This is a genomic window from Corynebacterium frankenforstense, assembly GCF_030211955.1.
Taxonomy (GTDB): Bacteria; Actinomycetota; Actinomycetes; order Mycobacteriales; family Mycobacteriaceae; genus Corynebacterium; species Corynebacterium frankenforstense_A.
The window spans coordinates 25,648-50,567 of the sequence record NZ_JASODI010000017.1; the positions used below are offsets into that span (position 1 = coordinate 25,648).

The window sequence follows — 24,920 nt, forward strand, 5'->3', positions numbered from 1 at the left end:
CGTGCTCGTCCTCGACGAGTCGACCTGGCGCGAGCGCGCGGCGGCCCACGACGCGCGCGCCGAGGAGTTCACCCGCGACCACCTGGCGCGGCGCGCCCGCGGCGAGAAGCACCCGGTCTTCGACTTCCTCTTCGACTACTACCCCGTGCGCCCCTCCCACCTGCACCGGTGGCACCCGGGTGTCGGCGTCGCGTTGGCCGGGGACGCCCCGCAGCGCGGCTGGCGCGACTACACGGAGCTTGACGACGGCAGCGTGGCGGCCGACGTGGGCGGGTTCCTCGCCCGTCACGGGCGCGCACTCTCGCACATCCGGCGGCTGCTGGAGGCCACGGCGGCGCGACCGGCGCACTTCGACTGCTTCGGGCTGCACGAGTGGGCGATGGTCTACCGCACCGACCGGCCCCGCCACGACCTGCCGCTGCGCCTGGGGGGCGCGGGGCACGAACGAGGTGGTCGAGTCGCACCAGCTGCGCTGCACCCACTTCGACGCCTTCCGCTTCTTCACCGAGCCGGCCCGACCGCTGAACATCACGCCGCTGACCCGGGCGGACCAGCCCGAGCGCGAGCAGTGCGGCTGCCTGCACGCGACGATGGACCTCTACAAGTGGGCCTGGAAGATGGGCCCGCTGGTGCCCGGCGAGCTGTGGCTGGACACGTTGGCCCTGGCGTGGAAGGCGCGCGTGCTGGACATGGAGGCCAGCCCGTACGACTGCCGCGGCCTCGGCTTCGGCGTGGTGGCCGTGGAGACCACCGAGGGCAAGGCCGAGTACGTCGCCCGCCAGCGGGAGCTGGCCGAGGCCGGCCGTGCGCTGCGCTCCCGGCTTGTCGCGGTCCTGGACGCGGCCGGGGCGCGATAGACTGGCCCACCACACGGGAAAGTTGACGGAAGGAAACCCAACAGTGGCAGGCCGGCACAGGACGGACACGGACTCCCCCAAGGTCGCGGGCTGGCTGATCGTCGCGGTGATCCTCGTCATCGCGCTGATCGCCGCGCTCGTCGCGTGGTTCGCGCTGCGCGACAGCGAACGCGACGCGCGCAGCGAGGCCGAGAGTGACTGCATCGAGGGCGAGCTGACGCTGCCGGTCGCCGAGGCCTTCCCCGGCGCCGCCGAGGAGCTGATGAACGCCTACCGCGACTCCGCGCCGGTGGTGCGCGACCACTGCATCGTGCCCGAGACGGCCCCGGTGGCCGACGCCGCGGTGTTCGTGGGCGTGGACTCGCCGGCCGCGGACGCCGCGCTCAAGGCCGCCGACCGCTCGCGCGGCACCGCCTCGCCGCAGCCGGCGGGCACGAAGGCCGTGGGCCTGGCCGCCCGCGAGGCCGCGGATCCCAAGGACACGGCCGCCGACCAGGTGGTCTACCCCGCCGGGGACCAGACCGACATCGCCGTCACCGCGGCGGCGAAGCTGGCCGGCGACAACGCCGCCGAGCTGCTCACGCGCGACCGCGGCGAGAAGCTCGCGGACGCCGACGGCTCCCGCCCGGTCGTCGCGACCGAGGCCACCGCGCCGGAGGGCACGACGTTCACGCCGATCGAGGGCGCGGAGCTGAGTCTTGCGGCCATCCCGCTCGACGCCGCCGGCGCCGAGGCGGACGAGGAGGTCACCCGCGCGGCGGCCGACTTCACCGAGTTCGCCGGTAAGCAGGAGGGGGCCGAAGCTGAGACCGAACGCCCGGACGACGCGCTCTACGCGGCGGCGGGTAATGGCGCAGTTGCCGGCGGTGAACGGGCCTCGGAGTCGGCTGACGGCGCCGCGCACGACACGCTCTTCCTCGTGGACACCTCCGCGGCCATGGAGCCGCAGGCCGACCACCTGGGCGCGGCGGTGGGCAAGCCCGCCGCGGAGCTCGCCTCCGACGGGCACGCGGTGGCGCTGTGGAACTACTCCTCGCCGCTGAACCCCGGGGTGACCGTCCCCTACCGCACCAACCTGGGCTTCGGCGACGGCTCCCAGGTCGAGGGCGTGGTCGACGCGCTGGGCACCGGCGGCGTGCCGATGACGCGCACCTCCGTGCTCGCGGCACTGGGCAGCGTGCAGTCGCAGGCCGCGCAGACCGGAAAGCCCGTGGGCCTCGTCGTGGTCACCACGGGCACCGCGCCCGGCGACATGGACGACGAGTCCTTCCGCTCCGCGCTGAAGGACGCGCTGGGCGAGAACGTCGAACTCGCTGTCGTGCACGTCGGCGACGGCGAGACCGACAAGGTCCTGTCCGAGAACGCGAAAGCCACCGCCAAGGCTGACGGTGGCAGGGCTCTCGATGAGGCGGTCGCCCGCCTCGCGGGAGTGGAGAGCTAGGAGCTCTGGCGGGCGCGCCGGCGGGCGGCGAGCTCGTCGACGCCGATGACGGTGGCCTCGTCGTCGGCCACGCGCTCGGAGGGGAACGCCTGGATGGTGCCGCTGAGCTCGCGGACGATGCCGGGCACGGCGATGCCGAACACGCCCTGGCCGCCGCCGAGGAGGTCGACGACCTCGTCGGCCGAGCGGCACTCGTAGACGGTGGTGCCGTCGGAGACCAGGGTGATCTCGGCGATGTCGTCGACGCCGCGGTCGCGCAGGCTGGCCACAGCCAGGCGGATGTTCTGCAGCGAGATCCCGGTGTCGAGCAGCCGCTTGACGATCTTGAGGACGAGGATGTCGCGGAAGGAGTACAGGCGCTGCGATCCGGAGCCGCGGGCCCCGCGGATCGACGGCTTGACCAGGTCGGTGCGTGCCCAGTAGTCCAGCTGGCGGTAGGTGATGCCGGCGACCTGGCAGGCGATCGGCACCCGGTAGCCGACCTCGTCGCTCGTTCCGACGTCGAACAGCGACTCCTGGACGGGGTGCTCGTTGGTGGTCACGTAATTACTCCCATGGCGTTCGATTCACGGCGCGTGTCCGTGCTCTTTCATTCAAGGCCAAGATTAGAGGGCCGTCAAGCGCGGACGTGGCGACACGCCCAAACCTTCAACCTTTACTTGAAGCTTAGACCGGAATGCCACGGTTGTCATCACGTTTAACAGCAGTAACAGCTTTAACCGCGTTTACGTGATGTGTGCCACATTGAGAGCGGCGGGGATGAAAGTTTTTCACTCCCCCGCGGTGAACCCCGGGGACCGACCCGGCCGAGGCCGCTCAGTCGTCGGAGTCGCAGTCGTCGGCGGAGTCAGGGCCGGCGCCCGTGTCGGGGCCGGCCGCGCCGAACTCGGACTCGTCGACGCCGAGCTCGCGCATCATCTCGGCGAAGTCGGCGTCGGCCTGCGCGTCGCCGGAGGCGGAGTCGGGGCTGACCTCGTCGTCGCCGGCGGCCTCGGGGCCGAAGTCCGCGTGGAAGTACTCGCGGGCCTGCTCGGGCGGCAGGAAGAAGGCGTACTGGTCGAGCACCTCGGCCTCGGCGGTCAGCCGGGCGTCCACCAGCAGGGAGAGCACCAGAGCGTCGGAGACGCGGGCGTCGAGACGCTCACCGCCGTTGAGCACGATCGTCGCCATGAACACGCCCTCGCTGGCGGCGTTGACCACGATGTCGGTGACCCCGGGGCCGGGCTCGGCCAGGGCGTCGGCGAGCAGCTCGTGGGTGCCGGGGCGGCGCGGCGAGTAGCCGGCCGCGCGGGCCTCGAGGGCAGCGGCGGCGACGGTGGAGATCCACACCGGCATGATCCGGTTGGTCTCCGGGTCGCGCAGCACGGCGCAGCAGAAGCCCTCGGGCCCCACGGAGAAGACGCCCTCGAAGGTGATGTCGCGCAGGTCGTCGGCCATGCCGCTCAGAGCTCTTCGCGCAGCGCGTTCTTGATCAGCGCCGCGTCGAGCGAGATCAGCAGGGCGCTGAGCTGCTGCGCGGTCTCCTCCGCGCGCTGGCGCGCACCGGCCGAGGAGCTGTTGGCCAGCGGGCCGGCGGCGCGCACGATCAGGTCGGCCTGGCGGCGGGCCTGGTTGCGCACGCTGCGCAGGTGGCGCACGTCGATGCCGAAGCCGTGCAGGGCGTCGGCGGTGGTGACCACGGAGACGTCGTTGGCGGTGAAGAAGCCGGCGGCGTCCGGGGTGATCAGGCCCGCGTCGATCAGCGCGGCGACGGTCTCCTCCGCGACGCCGGCCTGCTCGGCGACGTCCGAGTCGGTCAGCCGGGTGGCCACCGGGGCCCGGAAGCTCTCCGGGTCGACGATGGTGGCCGTCTCCCCCGCCGTCAGGATCGCGGTGACCTGACCGGAGTCCATGGCCTCCAGCTGCTCGCGGATGACCTTCAGCGGCAGGTAGTTGTCGCGCTGGGTGACCAGGATGTAGCGCAGGCGCTGCACGTCCTCGGCGGTGAAGCGCCGGTAGCCCGAGGCGGTGCGCTGCGGGGTGACCAGGCCCTCAGACTCGAGGAACCGGATCTTGGAGACCGTCACGTCCGGGAACTCGGCGCGCAGCTTCTCCAGCACCACGCCGATCGACATCGTCTTCGACGAGCCGGTACCGGTGGTCTTCTTGCGCACTGCGGCGGACTTGGGTGCTGCACTCACTTCGTCGGTCACATCTCTAACTCGGGGGTTTCCAGGGGCCCGGACCGCCCACGGGGCGGCCCGGCGGGTGCGGCGCGCTCAAGCGCCGCGGCGCCGTCAGTTGTTCGGCGAGGCGAGGAAGACCAGACGGAACTTGCCGATCTGGATCTCGTCGCCGGTGGCGAGCACCTGGGAGTTGCGCGGCTCGCGGTTGACGTAGGTGCCGTTGAGGCTTCCCACGTCGACGACCTCGTAGCCGCCGTCCTCGGTGCGACGGAACTCCGCGTGGCGACGCGAGACGGTCACGTCGTCGAGGAAGATGTCCGACTCCGGGTGGCGGCCGGCGCTGGTGGTCTCCTGGTCGAGAAGGAACCGGGCGCCCGCGTTCGGGCCACGCTTGACCACGAGGAGCCCGGCGCCGGCGGGAAGGTTGTCCGCGCTCGTGGCGGAGGCGTCGGAACCGGCCGACGACTCCATCTCCTTGAGCAGGTCCGCACGGAAGACCGACGTGGTCTCCACCTGCGGGTCCAGGGACCCCGTGTTGCCGGAGTTCTCGCTCATGTCTCTCAAACCTCCACATCGACGAAGAAATACTGACTACATGATAGCGGTCTGTCGCACTCACCGGAGGCGGTGTGGGCCGCCCTGGGGGCATTCCCCGCCGTCCGCCCAGCTCAGCGCGGCGCAATAAACCTGATCAGCGGAAGATGTTGCCGATCGAGCTGATCACCGAGCCGTGCGAGGACAACGGGTTATCAGAGACCATATACGTCCACGTCGCCGACGGCCGGACGAGGCCGCCGTCGGCCAGGTGCGCGCCCTCGGCGTCGATGATGACCTCGCGGAAGGTCGCCACCGCCTCGTCGACAGCGCGCTGGGCCAGGTCCTTGAACTCACGCACCGCGATGCGGTGGTACTCGTCCAGGGGCGTCTCGCGGGCGATCGCGCGCAGGTGGATCGACTCGCGTACGTCGTCCATGAGCGCCAGGTGCTCGGCCCAGGCGTCGTCGAGGTGGTAGAGCATGATCTCCCGGGCGGCGGCCACCAGCGTCGCCTCGTCCAGCTCAGAGAGCTCCGCGGCGCGCTCGGGAGCGCGCTCGGAGAGCTCCCGCCAGGCCTGGTCGGTGTCGAGCAGGCGGTCGCGGCGGCCGTCGATGATCTCGCGCTGGTCGGTCAGCAGCTTGTTGTAGCGCCAGGTCTGCGCGTGGATCTCGAGCAGCTGGCCCTCCGTGACGCGCTGGCAGTGGTCCACGAACTCCTGGATGCGCTTCTCCTCGATCCGGCCGTCCGCGGCCGGGTGGGCCACGACCTTCTCGTCGGCGCCGCCCGCGGCGACCACGTCATCGTCGAGGGCGACGAAGAAGAGCGTCAGGCCCGGGTCGCCCTGGCGGCCGGCGCGGCCGCGCAGCTGGTTGTCCAGGCGGGCGGTCTTGTGCCGGGAGGTGCCCAAAACGGCCAGGCCGCCGCGGGCGACCACGGCGTCGTGGTCCGTCTCGTCGGCGCCGCCGAGGCGAATGTCCGTGCCACGGCCGGCCATCTGGGTGGAGACGGTCACCCGGCCCAGGTCGCCGGCCTCGGCGATGATGCCGGCCTCCTCGGCGTCGTTCTTGGCGTTGAGCACGTTGACGTCGACGCCGCGCTCGCGCAGCACCTCGGCGAGCTGCTCGGACTCGGCGACGTCGTGGGTGCCCACGAGCACCGGGCGGCCCTCCGCGTGCAGCAGGGCGATCTCCTCGACGATGGCGCGGTTCTTCTCCGCGGCCGTGGCATAGATGCGGTCGGCCTCGTCGAAGCGGGTCAGCTCCCGGTTGCGCGGGATGACCGAGACGCCCAGCCCGTAGAACTGGCGCAGCTGGTCGGTGGCCTCCACGGCGGTGCCGGTCATGCCGCAGACCATCGGGTAGCGGCCCATGAGCGCCTGGATGGTCATCGTGTCCAGGATCCGGCCGCCCTCGGTGACGTCGAGGCCCTCCTTGGCCTCCACGGCGGCCTGGATGCCGTCGGGCCAGCGCTGCAGGTCCGCCACGCGGCCGCGGGAGGCGTCGACGAGGCGGATCTTGCCGTCGCGCACGATGTAGTCGACGTCGCGGTGCAGCAGCGCCTCGGCGTGCAGGGCCAGGTTGACCTGCACCAAGGTGGTGCCCACGTGCTCGTCGTCGTAGAGCGAGTCGATGCCGAGGGCACGCTCGACGCGCCCGGCGCCTTCATCGGTGAGGAAGGCGGTGCGCCCGTCGGCGTCGACGGTGTAGTCGCGCTCGGCGCGCAGGCGGCGGACCACCTCGGTGATCCGGCCGGCCGGGGCGGTCCCCGGGGCCGCACCCGCGAGCACGAGCGGGACCAGGGCCTCGTCGACGAGCACGGAGTCGGCCTCGTCGACGAGGGCGACGTCGGGGGCGGCCTGGACCTCCTCGGCGCGGTCGGTGACCTGGCGGTCGCGCAGCAGGTCGAAGCCGATCTCGTTGACCGGGCCGTAGACGATGTCGCAGGCGTAGGCCGCGCGGCGCTCGGCGGGGGTGGAGTCCTCCCCCACCGAGCCGACGGTCAGCCCGAAGAACTCGACGAGCGGGCGCATCCACTCCGCGTCGCGGCCGGCCAGGTAGTCGTTGACGGTGATGACGTGCACGCGCTTGCCGGTCAGGGCGAAGCCGGTGGCGGCCATCGCACCGACGAGCGTCTTGCCCTCGCCGGTGGCCATCTGGATGACGTCGCCGGCGACCAGGCGCAGCACCGCCTGAGCCTGCACCGGGAACGGGCGCAGCCCCACGGTGCGCCCGGCGGCCACGCCGAGCGCGGCCAAAAACGTCGGCTCGTCGGCCACGACGGTCTCCCCGCCGCGCTCGCGCAACGAGTCGCGCGCGGCGGCGACCACCGCGGCGTCGTCAAGCGTCTCGATCTCCCGGGCGCGCTCCCCGGCCTTGCCGGCGGTCGCCTGGCCGCGCTTGCGGTCGCGGCTGCCACTCGCGCCCATGGCGCGCCAGAACCAGTCGAATGCTGCCACCGTGGAACCTCCCGGTCGTGGACCCGTCTTCCCGCCCAGCCTAACCGCACCGCGGTTTCACCCCGCACTTCGCCTCGCCACCAGCCGTTTTCATTTGTGCGGGGTCGTGTTGTATTCTGGGGCAGTTGCGAACGCCGGGTGACCGGGTTCGCGGCGGCGGACTGTGGCGCAGTTTGGTAGCGCACTACACTGGGGGTGTAGGGGTCGCAGGTTCAAATCCTGTCAGTCCGACCAACCGGCGGGTCGGCGCGAGAGCGTCGGCCCGCTTTTCGCGTGCCGTGGGGCCGGTAGACTTCTGCCATGACCGACAACGAGCAGCAGAACGCACAGCACACCGTCGAACTCCCCGGGCCCGTCGTGGCCGCCGGGTGGCTTTCCGCCCATCTCGACGACGTGGTGGTCGTCGACGTGACCACCGTGCCCGGGGGCACCCCGACCGGCCGCGAGGTCTACGAGTCGGGCCACATCCCCGGCGCCGTGCACGCCGACTTGGCCGGCGCCTTCTCGCGCACCGACACCGACCTGCCGTTCATGGCGCTCGACAGCGCCGACTTCGCCGTGCAGGCCGGCACTCTGGGGATCGGCGACGGCGACACCGTCGTCGTCTACGACTAGGGCCCGACGCTGTGGGCCGCGCGCCTGTGGTGGAACCTGCGCCTCGAGGGTCACGACGCGGTGGCCGTCCTCGACGGCGGGCTGCCCGCCTGGAAGCAGACCGGCGGGCTGATCGCCGCCGGCTTCGAGAACCGCGCGCCCGCCGAGTTCACCGCGCGGCGTCGCCCGGAGCTGATCGCCTCGACCCCCGAGGTCGACGCGGCCGCCGACGACGACCGGGTGGTGCTCGTCGACGCGCTGAGCCCCCAGGAGTACGCCGGGGCCGGGCACATCCCGGGCGCGGTGAACCTCCCGGCGATGAGCGGCTACCCGCGCGAGGAGGCCGAGGCCTGCGGCGCGCTGGATCCGGGGAAGCGCACGATCACCTACTGCCACGGCGGGATCACCGCCGCGATGGACGCGCTGCGCCTGGCGCAGCTGGGGCGTGACGACGTCGCGGTCTACGACGGCTCGCTGGCCGAGTGGCTGGCGGCCAGCCCGAAGAACTCGAGGACCGTGTAGGAGGCGAAGCCGGCCGGGGCGGGCGAGCCGGTGTCCGCGGGCGAGCCCGTCCAGGCGTGGCGGCCGCCCTCGACGCGGTAGGCCTCGGCCGGCACCGGGCACTCCGGGTGGTGGGACCACACGACGCCCGGGGCGGCCTCCTCCTCGCGCGGCCGGCCGCCGCAGCCGTTGATGCGTGCCCGCTCGGCGACGACCTCGGCCGGGGAGCGGTAGTGCGCGCCGTGGCGCTCTCCCCCGCCGTAGCCGATCGTCTCGTCGGCGGTGCCGTGGATGTCGAGCAGGCCGACGGGGCGCTCGGCGCAGTCGGTGAAGACGCCGTCGTAGTAGGCGCCCGAGACCACGGCCACGCGCCCGAAGACCTCCGGGGCGCGGCAGGCCAGAAGCGCCGTGAAGCCGCCGCCGTTGGAGAAGCCGGCGGCGTAGACGCGGTCCCGGTCGACCGGGTAGGTCGCCGCGAGCCGCGAGAGCAGCTGGCGCACGTAGGCGACGTCGGCGTCGGTGGCCCCGGCCGGCGAGTAGGGCGCGCCCTGCCAGGAGGGCCGGCCCTGCGAGGACGGCAGGCCCGTGCCGTAGACGACGATCGCGCCCGTGCCGTCGAAGCCGGTGTAGCGCCGGGCCGTCTCGGCGTCCTCGCCGAGGCCGTGGAAGACGAAGACGACCGGGAGGCCTTCCGCCGGCGCCGGGGTGTCCGGCACGTGGACCAGCGCGCTGCGGTCCCAGCCGGCGGCGGAAAGCTCCACGCGCTCGGTGGCGCCCGGGGCGGGGCCGGTCAGCGGGACGGCGTCGTCGCGGATGAAGGCGTCCGGGTCACCGTGCGCGTAGTCGCGGGCGTGTTCGGGCGGCTGGGCCTGGTGCGTCGGTTGCGGTTGCCGCGCGTCGTCGTGGTCGCTTTCCGACGCCGCGCTCAGCACGCCCGTGAGCAGTGCACCCGCTGCCAGCCCGGCCAGCGCGACGCGCACCGCGAGCGTGCGGTCGATGCCGCGGATGACCCTCATGTCCGGCCCCGGCTCCAGGCGTCCCAGAGGCGCGCGTAGGCGCCGCCGGCGGCGACGAGCTCGGCGTGCGGGCCGGACTCGACGACGCGCCCATCGTCCATGACGAGCACGCGGTCGGCGCGGGCGGCCTGGTCGAGGCGGTGGGCGATGACCACCGCCGAGCGCCCGCGGGTGACCTCGGCGGCCGCGGCCTCGAGTGCCTCCGCACCGGCGGAGCCGGCCTCGGCGGTGGCCTCGTCCATGACGACGATCTCGGGGTCGAGCAGGAGCACGCGGGCCAGGGCCAGTTGCTGGGCGGCCACCGGGTCGAGCTGCTCGCCGCGGGCGCCGACCTCGGTGTCCAGGCCGTCGGGCAGGTCGCGGTACCAGCGCGCGCCGACGCGGGCCAGCACGTCCTCGAGGGCGCCGTCGGCGGCGTCGGGGCGGGCCAGGGTGAGGTCGTCGCGCAGGGTGCCGGAGAAGACGTGGACGTCCTGGCTGATCAGCGCCAGGCGGCGCACGCGCTCGGCATCGGAGAGGCCGGCGACGTCGACGCCGTCGATGAGCGCGCGGCCCGAGTCCGGCACGCGCAGGCCCGCCAGCAAGGCGGCCACGGTGGTCTTGCCGGCCCCGGAGGCGCCGACGACGGCGAGCGCCTCCCCCGCCGCGAGCTCCAGCGAGACGTCGCGCACAGCGGGCCCGTCGGTGCCCGGGTAGGTGAAGGTGACGTCCTCGAGGCGGGCGGTGCCGCCGCGCACGGGAGCGCAGGAGTCGGCGACGGGCTCGGGGGCCTCGACGACGACGCCGACGATGCGCGCCAGCGACGCGTAGGCCGACTGGACGGTGTCGAGCACGCGCATGAACATCAGCAGCGGGCCGCGCAGGCGCACCAGCATCAGCACCGCGGCGGTGACGGCCCCGACGCTGAGCACGTCCGTGCGCGCGAGGTGGAAGCCGACGGTCAGGGCGGTGGCCAGCAGCAGGAACTCACAGAAGGTCACCCAGGTCTGCAGGGTGAGCATGGTGGTGCGCGCGCTCAGGCCGGTCTCGACGACGCGGGCGCTGGCCTTCCCGATGCGCCCGTGGACGCGGTCCTCGGTGCCGTAGGCGCGCACGGTCTCGCGGCCGTGGATGGCCTCGAGCACGCGGCGGGCGCGGTCGGCCATGCTCGCGCGCTCCTCGGCGTAGCGGCGCGGGGCGCGGGCCAGGTAACGCTTCCCGGCGATCCAGTAGAACGGCAGCGCGACCAGGGGCACCAGCAGGAACTGCCAGTCCAGGCCGGCCAGGGCGACGACGGTCGCGGCGATCATGAACACCGAGCGCGAGAGGATGGGCACCGTCTCGCTGACGGCGGCGGAGAGCTCGGCGACGTCGTCGGTCGAGCGGCTGACCAGGTCGCCGGAGCCGGCGGCCTCGACCTCGTGGACGGGCAGGCCGAGCGCGGTGCCGACCATGCGCCCGCGCAGCGCGGCGATGACGCGCTCGACCTCGCGGGAGACCAGGAAGAACCCGCCGGCCTGCAGCACGGCGGCCACCACGGCGGCCACGGCGAGCCAGAGCGCGACGCGCACGAGCCCGCCGGCGCCGTCGCCGGCGGTGACGATGTCGACGACCACCCCGAGCAGCCGCGGGACCATGACGTTGGCCCCGGCGCCGGCGGCGAGCAGCAGCACGGCGATGAGCCCCCGTCGGCGCGCGCCGGGGAGGTCGCGCAGGCGGGCGGCGACCTCGGCGCGCACCTGGGCCCAGGTGGCCAGCGGGAAGCGCGCGCCCGTGCTCTCCGGCGCTCTCACAGCTCGATCTCCTCGACCGTGCGGTCGGCCACGGCACGCCAGGCCGGCGAGTCGGTGACCACGACGGTGTGGCGGCCGGCCCGGGCGCGGGCGACGGCGGCGACGATGAGCTGTTCGGTCACCGAGTCCACGGCCGTGGTCGGGTCCTGCAGGATCAGCTGGTCCGCCCCCGTGGCCAGGGCGCGCGCGAGTGCGACACGCTGGCGCTGCCCGCCGGACAGGGCACGCCCGCCCTCGCCGACCTCGCGGTCGGCCCCGCCGGGGATGTCGGTCGCGCAGGCGGCCTCGAGTGCGGCGGCGGCACGCTCCGGGTCGGGGTGGACGTTCTCGCCGACGGTGCCCTCGAAGAGGCGGGCGTCGTGCGGGGCGACGACGACGTCGGCGGGCAGCGTCGCCAAGGTCTCGGCCGCGGGGGCGCTGCGCACGACGGTCAGCCCTTCCGGCAGGCGCACGGGGTCCGTGCGCCGCTCGCCGTGGGCGGGCGGGGCAGTGAGCACCTCGACGATGCGCTGGGCGGAGGCCTGCGCGGTGGCCCAGTGGGAGGCGAGGTTGCGCCCCAGCATGGTCATCGGGTGGATGATGAACTGGGTTAGGCCGATCAGGGTGATCAGCTCGCCGACACTCAGCCGGCCGGTGGCGCCGAGCCACCCGGCGGCCAGGGCCACGCCGATGACGTAGCAGGAGCCGACGACCTCGGTGCGCACGTTGAGCCCGGCCCGTGCCGCGTCGGCGGCGACGGTCGCCCGGTAGGCCTCGGCGGAGGCGCCGGCGTAGCGGCTGTCCACGACGTGCACCGCGCCCAGGCCCTTGAGCGTGCGCAGGCCCTCGACGACGTCGGCGGCCAGCCCCGCGGTCTTGGCCAGAGCGCGCTGGCGCTCACGCGAGCGACGCTTGAGCGGGCGGGCGGCGCGCAGCGAGACGGCGACGATCAGCGGGCCGCCGACGAGGATCGCCAGGCCCAGCGGCGGGGAGATCACCGCCATGGCCACGGCGACGTAGAGCACGGAGACGACCTCGGCGACCGGGAAGACGGTCATCATCACCACGTCGGCCACGCGCTGGGTGTCGGTGGAGGCCACCGAGAGCAGCGCGCCGGGGGTGCGCCGGCGCCCGCCGACCCCGCGCGGGTCCATGATGCGGTCGGTGACGGCCATGCGCAGGTCGTGCCCGACGAGCAGGCGCGAGTAGGTCAAGAGCCACCGGCCGACGTAGCCGGCGGCGGCGTTGAGGGCGAAGACGCCGGCGAGCACGCCCAGCCAGGTCACAAGTGCCCGGGTGGACCCGGTGGCCACGGCGGCGTCGACGGCGCGGCCGAGGATGACGGGGGTCAGCCCGTTGCAGACGAAGACCACGGACATCAGGGCCGCGGAGATAAAGGACCAGGGCCGCTGCGAGATGGCGGTCTTGATCAGCCAGCGCCGGTCGGTGGGCGCCGGCAGCTTCGAGGGGCGCGGCCGCGGTCCCGGGACGGTCGGGACGGGGTTCACGGCGGCGGTCACGACCATTCATCGTAGACAACCTGGGCGGGCGGCGCGCTAGAGTGTCTCCCGCCATGACCCAGCCGCCCGCAGACCACTACCCCGCCTACCGCCCGCCGTCGACGGTCAACGCGCCACGCTTCCGCGACGCCGGCCACCGCGCGGCGTCGGCACGCGCCTTTAGGGCCGGTGCACGCGCCTACGACGACGCCCGCCCCGGCTACCCGCCCGAGGTCGCCGCGCTTCTCGAGGGTTGCGCCCGCGTGGTCGACGTCGGCGCCGGCACCGGCAAGCTGACGGCCTCGCTGATCGCGGAGGGCCGCGAGGTCTGGGCGGTGGAGCCCGCCGCCGACATGGCGCGCACCCTGGCCGAGCGCGTCGACGTGCCCGTCTGGCGTGCCACGGCCGAGGCGACGGCGCTTGCCGACGCCGCGGTGGACGCCGTCGCGTGCGCCCAGACGTGGCACTGGGTGGACGTGGCGGCCGCCTGCGCGGAGCTGGACCGGGTGGTGCGCCCCGGCGGGCGCGCGGTGCTGGCGTGGAACACGCTGGACGTGACGGACCCGTGGGTGCTGCGGCTCGCGCGCATCATGCACTCCGGCGACGTGCTCGCCGAGGGCTTCACCCCCGAGGTGCGCGCGCCGTGGCGGATCACGCGGCGCTGGACGGGGCGCTGGCGCGACCGGCTGGACACCGACGGCATCTTTGCGCTGACGGCCACGCGCTCCTACTGGCTGCGCAACGGCGAAAAGGTGCGCGCGCGGGTGCGCGGCAACCTGGAGTGGTACCTCTTCGAGCACACCGGGATGAGCCCGGGGGACGCGGTGGAGCTGCCCTACCGCACGGACGCGTTCGTCCTCGAGCGGGCCTAGGAGCGGGCGCGGGACTGGCGCCAGGCGCGCCAGAAGACGACGGCCAGCAGCGCCAGGGTGACCCAGAGCAGGTAGCGGTTGACCACCTGGACGACGTCGAGGACCTGGTCGCCGAAGGTCCACCCGAGCCACATCATGACACCGTTGACGAGGACGACGCTGGCGGCGTTGAGGGCGAGCATGGCGGTCAGCGAGACGCCGAGGAGGCCGAGCACGGCGTTGACGACGTTGTTGGGCACCGGTCCGGGCGCGTAGCCGAGCGGCACGAGCCCGCAGGTGACCAGGGTGGCCTTGCGCGAGCGCGAGCCGAGGGCGCGCAGGATGAGCTTGCGCATGCGCGGCATGTACTGCACGGACATCTCGATGAAGTCCATGCCCCAGCGCCGGCCCATGCACCAGTAGAGCGGCATGAACTTCACCGCGCCGAAGACGGTGCACAAAAGGTAGACCCACCACACGCCGTTGCCCACCGAGGCGTTGGCCCCGGAGACCACGGCCGAGGTGTAGCCGCCGACGAGCAGCGTGTAGGCCAGCGGGTGCGAGAGCAGGTAGGCGCGCAGCGGGATCATGGCGAACCCGTAGATGACGACGGCGAAGAGCCCGACGAAGAGCCAGATGTCGACCTTGTCGGGCTTCTCGAGGAACCGTGGCAGTTCGGGTTGCTCAGTCACGGCGACTCACTCTACCGCCCCGCGGGCGCGCGCCGGCGGTGGCGGCGCCCGGTCACCGGCGTTGGCGACGCTCGCGCACGCGGACGGCCACGCGCACCGGGGTGCCGTGGAAGCCGAACTGCTCGCGGAACTTGCGCTCCAGGTAGCGCCGGTAGCCGGCGTCGAGGAAGCCGGTGGTGAACAGCACGACCGTCGGCGGGCGGGTGCCGGCCTGCGTGGCGAAGAGGACGCGCGGCAGGCGGTTGTTCTTCATCGGCGGCGGGTTTTGCGCGATGGTCTCGCGCAGCCAGTTGTTCAGCCGGCCGGTGGAGACGCGCTGGTCCCAGCTCTCCAGGGCCTCGAGCATGGCGGGCTCGAGCTTCTGCAGGGCGCGCCCGGTCTTCGCGGAGATGTTGACCCGGGTCACCCACGGCAGGTGGGCGAGCTGCAGGTCGATCTCCCGCTCGAGCTCGGTGCGGCGGTCCTCGTCGACGAGGTCCCACTTGTTGAAGGCGAGCACGAGCGCCTTGCCGGCGTCGACGACGGCGCTCAGGATGCGCTGGTCCTGCTCGGTGACCGGCTCGGAGGCGTCGATGAGCATGACGCAGACCTCGGCGGCCTCGATCGCGTTCTGCGTGCGCAGCGAGGCGTAGTACTCGTGGCCGCGGGCCTGCTTGACCTTGCGGCGCAGGCCGGCGGTGTCGACGAAGCGCCACAGCTTCTTGTCCAGCTGCACCAGGGAGTCCACCGGGTCGACGGTGGTGCCGGCGACGTTGTCGACGACGCTGCGCTCCTCGCTGGCCATCTTGTTGAGCAGCGAGGACTTGCCCACGTTCGGCCGGCCGACCAGGGCCACGCGGCGCGGGCCGGAGACCACGGAGGTCTCGCGGGGGTGCTCCGGGAAGGCCTTGAGCACCTCGTCGAGGACGTCGGCGCCGCCGCGGCCGTGCAGGGCGGAGACGGGCCACGGGTCGCCGAGGCCGAGCGCGTAGAGCTCGGCGACGTCGCCGAGCTGCATCGGCGAGTCGACCTTGTTGGCCACGAGGATCACCGGCACCTTCGAGCGCTGCAGCTTGCGGGCCATGACCTCGTCGGTCTCGGTGATGCCGACCTTGGCGTCGACCACGACGACGATGACGTCGGCGGTGGCCATCGCACTCTCGGCCTGGCGGGCGATGGCGGCGTGGATGCCCTTGACGTTGGGGTCCCAGCCGCCGGTGTCCTGCACCCAGAAGCGGCGCCCGGTCCACTCGGCCAGGTACTTCACGCGGTCGCGGGTGACGCCGGGGGTGTCCTCGACGACGGCTTCACGCCGGCCGAGGAAGCGGTTGACCAGAGAGGACTTGCCCACGTTCGGCCGGCCCACCACCGCGACGGTGCACAGGGCCTCCTCCTCGTGGTGCTGGACGCCGAAGGCGTCCTCGACGTCGTCCCAGTCGGTGCCGGCGAGCTGCTCGGCGTCGGTGGCGGAGAGGTCGAAGTCGTCGGCGCCGTAGGCGGCGGCGTCGTCGAAGCCCGCCTGGATGAACTCGGTCTCGGCGGCGTCGACCTGCGCGGCGTCGTCAATCCCGTCGCCCGCCGAGGCGGCGACGATTTCGGTGAGCCGGTCGAGCACCTCGTCGGGGGTCAGCTCGGAGGTGTCGACGGTCACGGCGTCGTCGGCCGGGCGCAGCGGCGAGGTCTCCCGCGAGGAGTCGGCGGCGTCGCGGCGCTGCACGTCGGCGAGAACGGCGTCGAAGTCGGCCTCGCGGCCGGCGGCGACGTCCTGGTCGAAGCGTCGCTTCGCGCGCACCTCGGGGGCGGCGGTCAGGTACACCTTCGCCGGGGCGTCGGCGAGCACGACGGTGCCGATGTCGCGACCCTCGACGATGGCGCGGTGGGCGCGCTCGGCGAGCTCGCGCTGCAGGGCGACGAGGTTCTCGCGCACCTGGGGGATCGCGGAGACCGCGGAGACGTGGGCGGTGACCTCGGGGCCGCGGATCTCGCCGGAGACGTCCTCGCCGGCCAGCCACACGGCGGTCGACTGCGGGTCGTCGCTGACGTCGAGGCGCAGGCGCGCGGTCTCGGCGGTGACGGCCTCGGTGTCGGCGGGGTCGATGCCGGCGCGCAGCACGGCGAGCGTGGCGACGCGGTACATGGCACCGGTGTCGACGTACTTGGCGTCGAGGCGCTCGGCGAGCGCCCGGCAGGTGGTCGACTTGCCGGTGCCGGAGGGGCCGTCGACGGCGAGGATCAGGCCGTCGTCGGGCATGTTGGAGTAGCGCTCGGTCACAGTCCCACCGCCTTGTAGAGGCTCGTCAGTTCGGCGCGGTTGAGCGCGCGCAGGACGCCGGGGCGCTGCTCGCCGAGCGCCACGGTGTGGATCTTGGTGCGCACGAGGCGCTGGACCGGGTAGCCCAGGGCCTTGAGCAGGCGGCGCACGACGTGCTTGCGGCCCTCGTGCAGCTCGACGCGGACCAGCGACTCGCCGTTGTAGGTGTCGATGATCTGCGCGGAGTCGGCCTTGACCGGGCCGTCGTCGAGCTCGACGCCCTCGCACAGGGCGCGCACGAGCTCGCGGTCGGCCTCGCCGAGCACAGTGGCCACGTAGGTCTTGGAGACCTCGTAGCGCGGGTGGGTCAGGCGGTTGGCCAGCTCGCCGTCGTTGGTGAGCATGATCAGGCCCTCGGTGTCGGCGTCGAGGCGGCCGACGTGGAAGAGGCGCTGGCCGGCGGCGGTCTGCTCGGCGACGAAGTCGCCCACGCAGGGCCGGCCCATGTCGTCGGACATGGTGGAGTGGACGCCGCGCGGCTTGTTGAGCACGAAGTAGCGCAGCGACTGGTCGGTCTGCACGCGCACCCCGTCGACGCGGATGACGTCGGTCTCGGGGTTGACGCGCACGCCCTGGCGGGTCACGGTCTCGCCGTTGACCTCGACGCGGCCGGCGTCGATGAGCTGCTCGGAGTGGCGGCGCGAGGCGACGCCGGCGCGGGCGAGCACCTTCTGCAGGCGCTCGCCGTCGGAGCGCGACCCGGAGGCCTCGGCCAGGGCGGCGCGCAGCTCCTCGTCGCTGAGGTGCTGGTGGCGTGCGGGCCGGGCGTTGGATACCTGCGGAGTGCCGTCTCGGCTTGCGGGTGGTGTCACGGGGTGAACATCCTTATTCAATACGGGATTCTGACGGGCCCGATCGTACCCCGCGTGTGCCCCGGAAACCCCATCCGCGCGTGAGGCTCAGTCGCCGCGGGAGGCGGCGTCGAAGGCCTCGAGCTCGTCGATGTCGTCGATGTCCGGCAGCAGCGGGGCCAGGTCCGGCAGCGCCTCGAGCGAGTCGACGCCGAGCAGCTCGAGGAAGAGCTCGGTGGTCGCGTAGCGGTGCGCGCCGGTGGCCGGGTCGGCCTCGACCTCGCGGATCAGCCCACGCAGGGCCAGGGTGCGCATCACACCGTCGACGTTGACGCCGCGCACGGCGGCGACCTGGCGGCGGGTCACCGGCTGGCGGTAGGCGACCACGGCGAGGGTCTCCAGCGCGGCGCGCGAGAGCCGGGTCTGCGAGCCGTCGAGCAGGAAGGCCTCGACGGCCGGGGCGTTGTCGCGGCGGCTGACCAGGCGGTGGCCCTCGGGCGTGCTCGCCACCTCGAAGCCCATGCCGCGGGCGTCGTACTCGGCGCGCATCTCCTCCACCGCGGCGGCGACGTCGGACTCCTCGGCGGCCAGGGCGGAGGCCAGCGCGGCGGTGGTCACCGGCTGGTCGACGACGAGCAGCACCGACTCGACGCGCGAGCGCAGCTGGCCGACGGGCTCAGGCGCGACCATCGAGGTCCTCTCCCCCGTCGCCGGTCACTGCCGGAAACTCGGCCGGGTCGTTGTCCACGTGGCCCCACTCGGTCCAGGACCCCTCGTAGACCTCGACGTCGCCGTAGCCGGCCAGCGTGGCGGCCAGGGCACCGACGCAGGCGGTCACCCCGGAGCCGCAGACGAAGGTCGCCGCCCCGGCCGGGCCGAGGACGGTCTCGAGCAGATCGCGCATCTCGTCGACGTCGCGGTAGCGCCCGTCGGCGGTGCGGAACTCGGTAAAGGGCAGGTTGACCGCGCCCGGCATGTGGCCTGCCCGGACGTTCTCGCGCGGCTCGGGCTCGGTGCCGGCGAAGCGGGCGGCCGGGCGCACGTCGACGACGTGGCGGTCGCCCAGGGCGAGCGCCTCGCGCACGCCGTCGGCGTCGGTGAGCAGCTCCCAGGAGGGCGCGGCGGTGATCTCGCCCGGCGTGGCATCGTCAACCGACTTCGGCTCGGCGAGCGGGCGGTCGGCGGCGCGCCAGGCTTCGAGCCCGCCGTCGAGGACGGCGACGTTGCGCAGGCCGGCCACGCGGGCGAGCCACCACACACGCGGGGCGAGCGGGGTCCCGGAGTCGTCGTAGACCACCACCGGGGTCGTGTCGCTGACGCCGTAGGCCTCGAAGACGCGCGCGGGGTCGACCGGCACCGTGTTCGGCAGCGGGTGGGTGGGGTCTGAGAAGTCGCCGTCGAGGTCCGCCACGAAGGAGCCGGGGATCGCCTCGGTGGGGCGCGCCCCGCCCGCCGTGGCGAAGAGCAGCACCGCGCGGCGGCGCACCGAGGACAACTGGTCGACGTCGATGATGGCAGCCATGGGCCGGATTATACGGCCGCCCGTCCACCCCCGGATTGAGGCCTTTCGTCGCCTTTCCGGCCGACGCCCGGGTCTCCGTTTCCCTGACGGACACACCGCGACTAGAGTTCAATACCATGAATTCTGTTCGCCAGGTCCACGAAATTACCGGCCCTTACACGCCGGACCACAACCGCATGTTGGTCCTGCTCGGCCCCGCCTTCGTCGCCGCCGTCGCCTACGTCGACCCCGGCAACGTGGCCGCCAACATCACGGCCGGCGCCAAGTACGGCTTCCTGCTGGTGTGGGTGCTCGTGCTGGCCAACGCCATGGCCGTGTTCATCCAGTACCAGTCCGCCAAGCTCGGCCTGGTCACCGGCCACAGCCTGCCCGAGGTGCTCGGCACGCGGTTGAAGAAGCCCGCCCGCCTCTCCTTCTGGATCCAGGCCGAGCTGGTCGCCGCCGCGACCGACCTCGCCGAGGTCGTCGGCGGCGCCATCGCCCTGCAGCTGCTCTTCGACCTGCCGCTGCTGGCCGGCGCCGTGATCACCGGCGTCGTCTCCATCGTGCTCCTCGCCTTCCAGGCCCGCGGCCTCCAGCACGTCTTCGAGCGCGTGATCATCGGCCTGCTGCTGGTCATCTCGATCGGCTTCCTCACCGGCCTCGTCGTCGACCCGCCCGTGCCCGCCGAGGTCGCCGAGGGACTCATCCCCCGCTTCGACGGCGCCGAGACCGTCCTGCTGGCGGCCTCCATGCTCGGCGCGACCGTCATGCCGCACGCGATCTACCTGCACTCCTCGCTGGTCAAGCACCGCTTCGGCCACGCCGACGACGCCCGCCTGCCGCGGCTGCTGCGCGCCAGCAAGTTCGACGTGACCTGGGCGCTGGTCATCGCCGGCCTGGTCAACATCGGCCTGCTCGTCCTCGCCGCCAACTCGCTCTACGGCGTGGAAGGCACCGACACCATCGAGGGCGCCCACGCCGCTGTCGTCGCCAATCTCGGTGACGCCGTGGGCGTCGTCTTCGGCCTCGGCCTGCTGGCCTCCGGCCTGGCCTCGACCTCGGTGGGCTCCTACGCCGGCTCCGAGATCATGGACGGCCTGCTGCACGTGCGCGTGCCGCTGCTCACCCGCCGTGTGGTCACGCTGATCCCGGCGCTGATCATCGTCGGCGTCGGCATCGAGCCCACGCTCGCGCTGGTGTGGAGCCAGGCACTGCTCTCGGTCGGCATCCCCTTCGCCATCGTCCCGCTCTTCCTGGCCACCGGCAGCAGGAGGGTCATGGGCAAGTACGCCGACGGCACCGCAGTCAAGGTCCTGGCCTTCATCATCGCGGCGCTGGTGATCGTGCTGAACATCGCGCTGCTCGTCCTGACCGCGATGGGCATCGGCTGACGCCCGCGGGGCCGGCGCCGCAGAGCGCCGGCTGATTCAGTCCCAGTTGGCGGCGGCGACGACCGCCGGATCCACTTCGAGGCCCGTCCAGGCCACGGCCAGCTCACCGAGCGGCTCCGGCTGGCGGGCCTCGACCGCGTGCGCCTTGTAGAGCTCAAGCAGTGCCAGGAAAGTGCCCACGGCCTGGATGGTCGAGGTGCACGAGCGGGTCAGCCGCTCGAAGGTCAGCCACTGCTCCACCCCGGCGAGGTGCAGCGCCTCGAGCACGCGCCCGGCCTCGTGCGGCACGGAGACCTCCGCGTGGTGCAGGTGGTCCACGCCGACCTCCTCGGGCGGGCGCGGCCGGAAGACACCGGCGGCCAGCTCGGCGAAGGACTGCGCGTCGTGGCCCAGCTCCACCGGGGGCAGCAGGTGGCGGAAGCGCTCCTCGAGCCCACCGGTGCGCGCGTAGCGGCGCCGGGCGCCCCGCTGCCATTCTGCGAAGAGCGCGGCGACCTTCTTGTACGCGCGGTACTGCACCAGGCGGGCGAAGAGCAGGTCGCGCGAGCTCAGCAGCTCCAGGTCGGCCTCGTCGTCGACGTCGCCGCGCGGGATGAGGCGCGCGGCCTTGAGGTCGAGCAGCGTGGCGGCGACCAGCAGGAAGCCGGTCGTCTCCTCGAGCTCGGCGCGCTCGCCGAGCTGGCGGGTGTAGGCGATGAACTCGTCGGTGACCTCGGCCAGCGCGACCTCGGTGACGTCCAGCTTGCGCACCTGGATCAGGTGCAGCAGCAGGTCGAAGGGGCCGGTGAAGTTGTGCAGCGCGACGGTGAAGCCGGTGATCTCCGGCTGGACGGACCCGTCCGGCAGCCGCTTCTCCGCGGGCGACGCGGCGGTGGCGCCGGAGTCCGCGCCCGCGCCGGCGCGCCGGCTCACGGCAGCTCGGCGCAGCGCTCCACGACCTCCTTGGCGAGGTTGCGGTACTGCTCCGCGCCCTGGGACTTCGGCGCCCAGGAGGTGATCGGCTCGCCGGCCACGGAGGTCTCCGGGAAGCGCACGGTGCGCGTGATCACGGAGTCGAAGACCTTGTCGCCGAAGACCTCGACCACCCGCGACATCACCTCGCGCGAGTGGGTGGTGCGCCGGTCGAACATGGTCACCAGGATGCCCAGGATGTCCAGGTCGAAGTTGAGGCGGTCGCGGACCTTCTCGACGGTGTCGGTCAGCAGCGCCAGGCCGCGCAGCGAGAAGTACTCGCACTCCATCGGGATGATCACCCCGTGGGAACAGGCCAGGGCGTTGACCGTGAGCAGGCCGAGCGAGGGCTGGCAGTCGAGGATGATGAAGTCGTAGTCGCGGATCACCGGTCGCAGGGCACGCGCCAGGGTCTGCTCGCGGCCGACCTCGTTGACCAGCTGGATCTCGGCGGCCGAGAGGTCGATGTTGGCGGGCACCAGGTCCAGGCCGGGCACGCGGGTGTGCATGAGCGCGGAGTGGATCGAGGCCTCGTTGTCGACGAGCAGGTCGTAGACGGAGGTGTCCAGGTCCGCCAGGGAGACCCCGAGGCCGGCGGAGAGGGCGCCCTGCGGGTCGAGGTCGACGAGCAGCACCTTGCGGCCGAGGTCGGCCAGGCAGGCGCCGAGGTTGATCGTCGAGGTGGTCTTGCCCACCCCGCCCTTCTGGTTGCACATCGCGAGGATGCGCGCGGGCCCGTGGCGGTCGACGGGGCCCGGCTCAGGCAGCTCGCGCACCGGACGGCCGGTCAGGCCGACCTCGACGTCCGCGGAGTCGAACAGTCCTCCGTCTCCCATGGTCAAACCCTCTCCCTTGACTTTTGGCTACCCGCCTTCCGGTCGGATGACACGCGTGTCATTCTACCCGGCGCCCCCGGCACCGCGCTGGCGGGCACGCGGACTTCGTCCACTCAGGCGCCGTGCTCAAGCGCTCAGGCGCGCGGATGCGCCAGCCGCCAGACCTCGCGCAGCCCGTCGGCGGTGACGTGCGTGTAGATCTGCGTCGTGGTCACGGAGGAGTGCCCGAGCAACTCCTGGACCACGCGCACGTCCGCCCCGCCGGAGAGCAGGTGGGTGGCGAAGCTGTGCCGCAGCGTGTGCGGCGAGATGTCGCGCTCGATGCCGGCGCGCGCGGCCCGTTTCTTCAGCACGCCCCACGCGCTCTGCCGGGAGAACGCCCCGCCTCGCTGGTTGAGCAGCAGCCGGTGGCTGCGCCCGCGGGCGAGCACCGGGCGGGCGCGCACCAGGTAGGCCTCGACGGCCGCGCGCGCCGAGCGCCCCACGGGCACCAGCCGCTGCTTGCCACCCTTGCCGAGGATGCGCAGGAAGGCGGTGTCCTCCCCCGCCTCCTCGGCCTCGGCCAGCGGCCCGGTGAGGTCGTCGACGTCGAGGCCGACGACCTCAGAGACGCGCGCACCGGTGGCGTAGAGCAGCTCGAGCAGCGCGCGGTCGCGCAGGTCCACCGGGGTGGCCGTCTCCCCGTCGGGGGCGGCCTCGATCAGCCGGGTGACCTCCTCGACGCTCAGCGTGTCCGGCAGGTGGCGCCCGGTCGTCGGCGGCGAGACCTCGGCGGCGACGTCGACGTCGAGCTCGCCCTCGGTCAGCCCGAACTTGTGCAGCCCGCGCACAACCACGAGCGCCCGCCCGGCCGAGGAGGCCGACAGCGCGCGCCGGCCCTCCCCGCCGCGGCGCAGGTCCGCGACGTAGGCCTCGATCTGGGCGGAGGTGACCGCGGCGAGGTCGGTGACCCCGGCGTCGGTGAGCCAGTCCAGGTAGCGCGCGGTGTCGCGCCGGTAGCCGGCCAGCGTGTTGCGGCTGAGCCCCTTCTCGACGGCGAGGTGGTTCAGCCAGGCGCGCCCGAGCGCGTGTGGGTCGACGCGGATCACAGCTTCTTCATGTCCGGGGCAATGCCCGCCGCTTGACGACGTCGCGCCAGTGCCTGCGGTCGCAGCGTGAACTCGGCGTCGGCGGGGCGCACAGCTGCGCCGTGGCGCAGCACGTCGTGGGCGGCGAGCACGCCGGCCACGGCGATGGAGTTGGCGACCTCGCCGGCGTGGACGGCGTCGCGGGCGGCGTCGAGGCCGATCCACTCCAGCGACATGTCCGCCTCCTCGTCCTCGGGCTCGGGGCGCTCGACGGCGCGCAGGTCGCGGGCGAGGAAGACGCGCACGGCCTCGTCGCAGAAGCCGGGGCTGGTCACCAGGTCGACCAGGCTGTCCCAGCTCCCGGCGTCGAGGCCGGCCTCCTCGCCGAGTTCGCGGCGGGCGGCGGTCAGCGGGTCCTCGCCGGCGAAGTCGAGGATGCCGGCGGGCAGCTCGAGGAGCCGGGTGCCCACGGCGTGGCGGTACTGGCGCACCATGGCCACGGCGCCGCGCTCCGCGTCGTAGGCGACGACGGCGACGGCGCCGAAGTGCTCGACGATCTCGCGGTCGGCGGTCCCGCCGCCGGGCATGACGACCTGGTCGCGGCGCACGGCCAGGATCGGGGCGTCGACGAGGGTCTCGGAGTCGGTGACGGTGAAGGTGTGGGTGCCGGGGGTGCTCATGGTCCTCAAGTCTAGGCCCGCGTCAGGCCTGCGGGGCCTCCGCCGCCGGGGCCCCGGAGCCGTCGCCGGAGTTCTGCCCGGACCCGGCGTCCGGGACCTGCGGGGTGGCGGCCTCGGCGGACTCGGCCGAGCCGTAGGCGCCGGAGCGGCCCTCGAGCTGCTCGGCGACGGCGAGCACGGTGGCGATGCGGCCCCAGGAGCGGTCGACGGAGTCGACGGTCGACGGCGCGCGGTCCGCGCCCTCGTCGCCCTGGCCGGCCGCACGCGTCAGGCCGATCGCGCCGGTGTCGGAGGCGGAGCCGATGCGGCCGGCGAGCACGACGCCGTTGCCGCGCTCCTGCATGGCCTCGACGAGGTTGGAGACGACCTGGGCGCCGAAGCCGGTCTCGCCGGCGCCGTCCGCGCCGCCGGTGACCACGACGACGACCTGGGCCGGGCGGATGGTGCCGCGCTCGTACTCGAGGTACCCGGCGTCGGCCAGTGCGCCGAGCAGTGCCTCGCGCTCGTCATCGTCGGCCTGGGGCTCACCGCTGTCGGGAGCGAGCATCAGCGCCGAGCCGAGCGCCTGGCCGGCGTGGGTGCCCGGGTCCAGGTGCTCCTCGGAGAGCTGCGCGCCGGCCGGCAGCGTGTTGGTCACGATGGTCTTGAGCTTGTCCGCGCCCTGCTGGTCGGTGAACTTCTCGGTCAGCGTGATGGTGCCGGCCTCGACGGCGTCGGCCTCCCGCAGCAGGCGGGAGATCCCGTCGACGTCCTCGTCGGCGGCGTCGGCGGTGCGCAGTACGAGCACCGGGCGGTCGGTGAGTGTCCCGGCGACGCTCTTGCCCGCCAGCTCGGAGACGACGGCGTCGGCCGAGGAGGCCTGCGCCTCGGCGACGGCGACCTCCTGCTCGGAGGCGCCGTCGTCGGCGGCCGCGGAGGTGTGCCCGCCGTCCGGGGAGTTCGGGGCGATGACGAGCGCGCCGAGGGCGACGCCCACGGCCACGCCGAAGCCGAGTCCCGCGATGAGGACGCCGGTGCGTCCCTGCTTGTTCTTGGCCATTGTTACGTCGGC

23 protein-coding genes, 1 tRNA gene and 1 pseudogene are annotated in these 24,920 nt (G+C 73.2%); 7 read left to right on the forward strand and 18 right to left on the reverse strand.

From position 1 onward, the window contains the following. Position 1 precedes the first annotated feature (1 nt). Both QP119_RS09025 and QP119_RS09030 read left to right on the forward strand, forming a co-directional pair. Positions 2 to 857: pseudogene (locus QP119_RS09025) on the forward strand (3-methyladenine DNA glycosylase). Positions 858 to 900: 43 nt separating this feature from the next. Further along, on the forward strand, positions 901 to 2,298 hold the full coding sequence (locus QP119_RS09030; RefSeq protein WP_284775474.1) for a vWA domain-containing protein: 1,398 nt from the start codon (positions 901 to 903) through the stop codon (positions 2,296 to 2,298). Here the strand turns inward: QP119_RS09030 and QP119_RS09035 are convergent. The 5 genes from QP119_RS09035 to secA2 all read right to left on the reverse strand — a co-directional run bounded on the left by QP119_RS09035 (position 2,295) and on the right by secA2 (position 7,455). Further along, positions 2,295 to 2,840: a MerR family transcriptional regulator gene (locus tag QP119_RS09035; protein ID WP_284775477.1), complete on the reverse strand. Its 546-nt coding sequence runs from the start codon at positions 2,838 to 2,840 to the stop codon at positions 2,295 to 2,297. The two genes, QP119_RS09030 and QP119_RS09035, sit on opposite strands and share 4 nt — an antisense overlap. A gap of 274 nt (positions 2,841 to 3,114) precedes the next feature. Continuing rightward, on the reverse strand, positions 3,115 to 3,735 hold the full coding sequence (locus QP119_RS09040; protein WP_284775479.1) for a bifunctional nuclease family protein: 621 nt from the start codon (positions 3,733 to 3,735) through the stop codon (positions 3,115 to 3,117). A 5-nt stretch (positions 3,736 to 3,740) separates the two neighbouring features. Next, complete coding sequence (locus QP119_RS09045; protein ID WP_284775481.1) at positions 3,741 to 4,478, reverse strand: MerR family transcriptional regulator; 738 nt, start codon at positions 4,476 to 4,478, stop codon at positions 3,741 to 3,743. A gap of 96 nt (positions 4,479 to 4,574) precedes the next feature. Continuing rightward, complete coding sequence (gene odhI, locus QP119_RS09050; protein ID WP_284775482.1) at positions 4,575 to 5,018, reverse strand: oxoglutarate dehydrogenase inhibitor Odhl; 444 nt, start codon at positions 5,016 to 5,018, stop codon at positions 4,575 to 4,577. Positions 5,019 to 5,154: 136 nt separating this feature from the next. Further along, positions 5,155 to 7,455 carry an accessory Sec system translocase SecA2 gene (secA2, locus tag QP119_RS09055; RefSeq protein WP_284775485.1) on the reverse strand — a complete coding sequence of 767 codons (2,301 nt, stop codon included), beginning with the start codon at positions 7,453 to 7,455 and terminating at the stop codon, positions 5,155 to 5,157. A gap of 157 nt (positions 7,456 to 7,612) precedes the next feature. Between secA2 and QP119_RS09060 the strand changes: the two genes are divergently transcribed. From QP119_RS09060 to QP119_RS11825, 3 genes are all read left to right on the forward strand, one after another. Next, positions 7,613 to 7,689: transfer RNA gene (locus QP119_RS09060), tRNA-Pro, on the forward strand. Between the two features lie 66 nt (positions 7,690 to 7,755). Then, positions 7,756 to 8,070 carry a rhodanese-like domain-containing protein gene (locus QP119_RS11820; protein WP_304325167.1) on the forward strand — a complete coding sequence of 105 codons (315 nt, stop codon included), beginning with the start codon at positions 7,756 to 7,758 and terminating at the stop codon, positions 8,068 to 8,070. 60 nt (positions 8,071 to 8,130) lie between these two features. Beyond that, on the forward strand, positions 8,131 to 8,571 hold the full coding sequence (locus QP119_RS11825; RefSeq protein ID WP_336620419.1) for a sulfurtransferase: 441 nt from the start codon (positions 8,131 to 8,133) through the stop codon (positions 8,569 to 8,571). On the opposite strand, the gene QP119_RS09070 is transcribed toward QP119_RS11825, so the two are convergent. From QP119_RS09070 to QP119_RS09080, 3 genes are read right to left on the reverse strand one after another with little or no spacing between them, the layout of a single operon-like run. Further along, positions 8,511 to 9,566: an alpha/beta hydrolase family esterase gene (locus tag QP119_RS09070; RefSeq protein WP_284775488.1), complete on the reverse strand. Its 1,056-nt coding sequence runs from the start codon at positions 9,564 to 9,566 to the stop codon at positions 8,511 to 8,513. The genes QP119_RS11825 and QP119_RS09070 overlap by 61 nt on opposite strands. After that, the gene (locus QP119_RS09075; RefSeq protein ID WP_284775490.1) at positions 9,563 to 11,338 is read right to left on the reverse strand and encodes an ABC transporter ATP-binding protein; all 1,776 of its coding nucleotides are present in this window, start codon (positions 11,336 to 11,338) and stop codon (positions 9,563 to 9,565) included. Before QP119_RS09075 ends, QP119_RS09070 begins: the two co-directional genes overlap by 4 nt. Further along, positions 11,335 to 12,837 (reverse strand): ABC transporter transmembrane domain-containing protein, encoded by a 1,503-nt coding sequence (locus QP119_RS09080; RefSeq protein WP_284775492.1) that lies wholly within the window; start codon positions 12,835 to 12,837, stop codon positions 11,335 to 11,337. The genes QP119_RS09075 and QP119_RS09080 overlap by 4 nt, the downstream gene beginning before the upstream one ends. A gap of 53 nt (positions 12,838 to 12,890) precedes the next feature. On the opposite strand from QP119_RS09080, the gene QP119_RS09085 reads away from it, so the two are divergent. Continuing rightward, positions 12,891 to 13,688, forward strand: a complete 798-nt coding sequence (locus QP119_RS09085) for a class I SAM-dependent methyltransferase (protein WP_284775494.1) — start codon at positions 12,891 to 12,893, stop codon at positions 13,686 to 13,688. Here the strand turns inward: QP119_RS09085 and QP119_RS09090 are convergent. The 5 genes from QP119_RS09090 to QP119_RS09110 all read right to left on the reverse strand — a co-directional run bounded on the left by QP119_RS09090 (position 13,685) and on the right by QP119_RS09110 (position 18,962). Next, positions 13,685 to 14,359: a hypothetical protein gene (locus QP119_RS09090; RefSeq protein ID WP_284775496.1), complete on the reverse strand. Its 675-nt coding sequence runs from the start codon at positions 14,357 to 14,359 to the stop codon at positions 13,685 to 13,687. The two genes, QP119_RS09085 and QP119_RS09090, sit on opposite strands and share 4 nt — an antisense overlap. Before the next feature lie 52 nt (positions 14,360 to 14,411). Then, positions 14,412 to 16,589, reverse strand: coding sequence for a bifunctional cytidylate kinase/GTPase Der (der, locus tag QP119_RS09095; protein ID WP_284775516.1), 2,178 nt, complete (start codon positions 16,587 to 16,589; stop codon positions 14,412 to 14,414). Between the two features lie 17 nt (positions 16,590 to 16,606). Then, the gene (locus QP119_RS09100) at positions 16,607 to 17,461 is read right to left on the reverse strand and encodes a pseudouridine synthase (RefSeq protein ID WP_284775497.1); all 855 of its coding nucleotides are present in this window, start codon (positions 17,459 to 17,461) and stop codon (positions 16,607 to 16,609) included. Between the two features lie 87 nt (positions 17,462 to 17,548). Next, the gene (gene scpB / locus QP119_RS09105) at positions 17,549 to 18,130 is read right to left on the reverse strand and encodes an SMC-Scp complex subunit ScpB (protein ID WP_284775498.1); all 582 of its coding nucleotides are present in this window, start codon (positions 18,128 to 18,130) and stop codon (positions 17,549 to 17,551) included. After that, entirely contained in the window at positions 18,117 to 18,962 is an 846-nt protein-coding gene (locus tag QP119_RS09110; protein WP_284775499.1) for a sulfurtransferase, read from the reverse strand. The genes scpB and QP119_RS09110 overlap by 14 nt, the downstream gene beginning before the upstream one ends. Positions 18,963 to 19,078: 116 nt before the next feature. Here QP119_RS09110 and QP119_RS09115 point away from each other — a divergent pair, with 116 nt between their 5' ends. After that, a complete protein-coding gene (locus tag QP119_RS09115; RefSeq protein WP_423777789.1) occupies positions 19,079 to 20,335 on the forward strand; it encodes an Nramp family divalent metal transporter in 1,257 nt (418 codons plus the stop codon). 36 nt (positions 20,336 to 20,371) lie between these two features. On the opposite strand, the gene QP119_RS09120 is transcribed toward QP119_RS09115, so the two are convergent. From QP119_RS09120 to QP119_RS09140, 5 genes are all read right to left on the reverse strand, one after another. Beyond that, entirely contained in the window at positions 20,372 to 21,181 is an 810-nt protein-coding gene (locus QP119_RS09120; RefSeq protein WP_284775518.1) for a segregation and condensation protein A, read from the reverse strand. A gap of 62 nt (positions 21,182 to 21,243) precedes the next feature. Beyond that, on the reverse strand, positions 21,244 to 22,122 hold the full coding sequence (locus tag QP119_RS09125; protein ID WP_284775502.1) for a ParA family protein: 879 nt from the start codon (positions 22,120 to 22,122) through the stop codon (positions 21,244 to 21,246). Between the two features lie 134 nt (positions 22,123 to 22,256). After that, the gene (locus QP119_RS09130; protein ID WP_284775519.1) at positions 22,257 to 23,207 is read right to left on the reverse strand and encodes a site-specific tyrosine recombinase XerD; all 951 of its coding nucleotides are present in this window, start codon (positions 23,205 to 23,207) and stop codon (positions 22,257 to 22,259) included. Beyond that, positions 23,207 to 23,869: an NUDIX domain-containing protein gene (locus QP119_RS09135; protein ID WP_284775503.1), complete on the reverse strand. Its 663-nt coding sequence runs from the start codon at positions 23,867 to 23,869 to the stop codon at positions 23,207 to 23,209. Before QP119_RS09135 ends, QP119_RS09130 begins: the two co-directional genes overlap by 1 nt. A 22-nt stretch (positions 23,870 to 23,891) precedes the next feature. Next, positions 23,892 to 24,908: a copper transporter gene (locus tag QP119_RS09140; protein ID WP_284775504.1), complete on the reverse strand. Its 1,017-nt coding sequence runs from the start codon at positions 24,906 to 24,908 to the stop codon at positions 23,892 to 23,894. Positions 24,909 to 24,920: the final 12 nt, after the last annotated feature.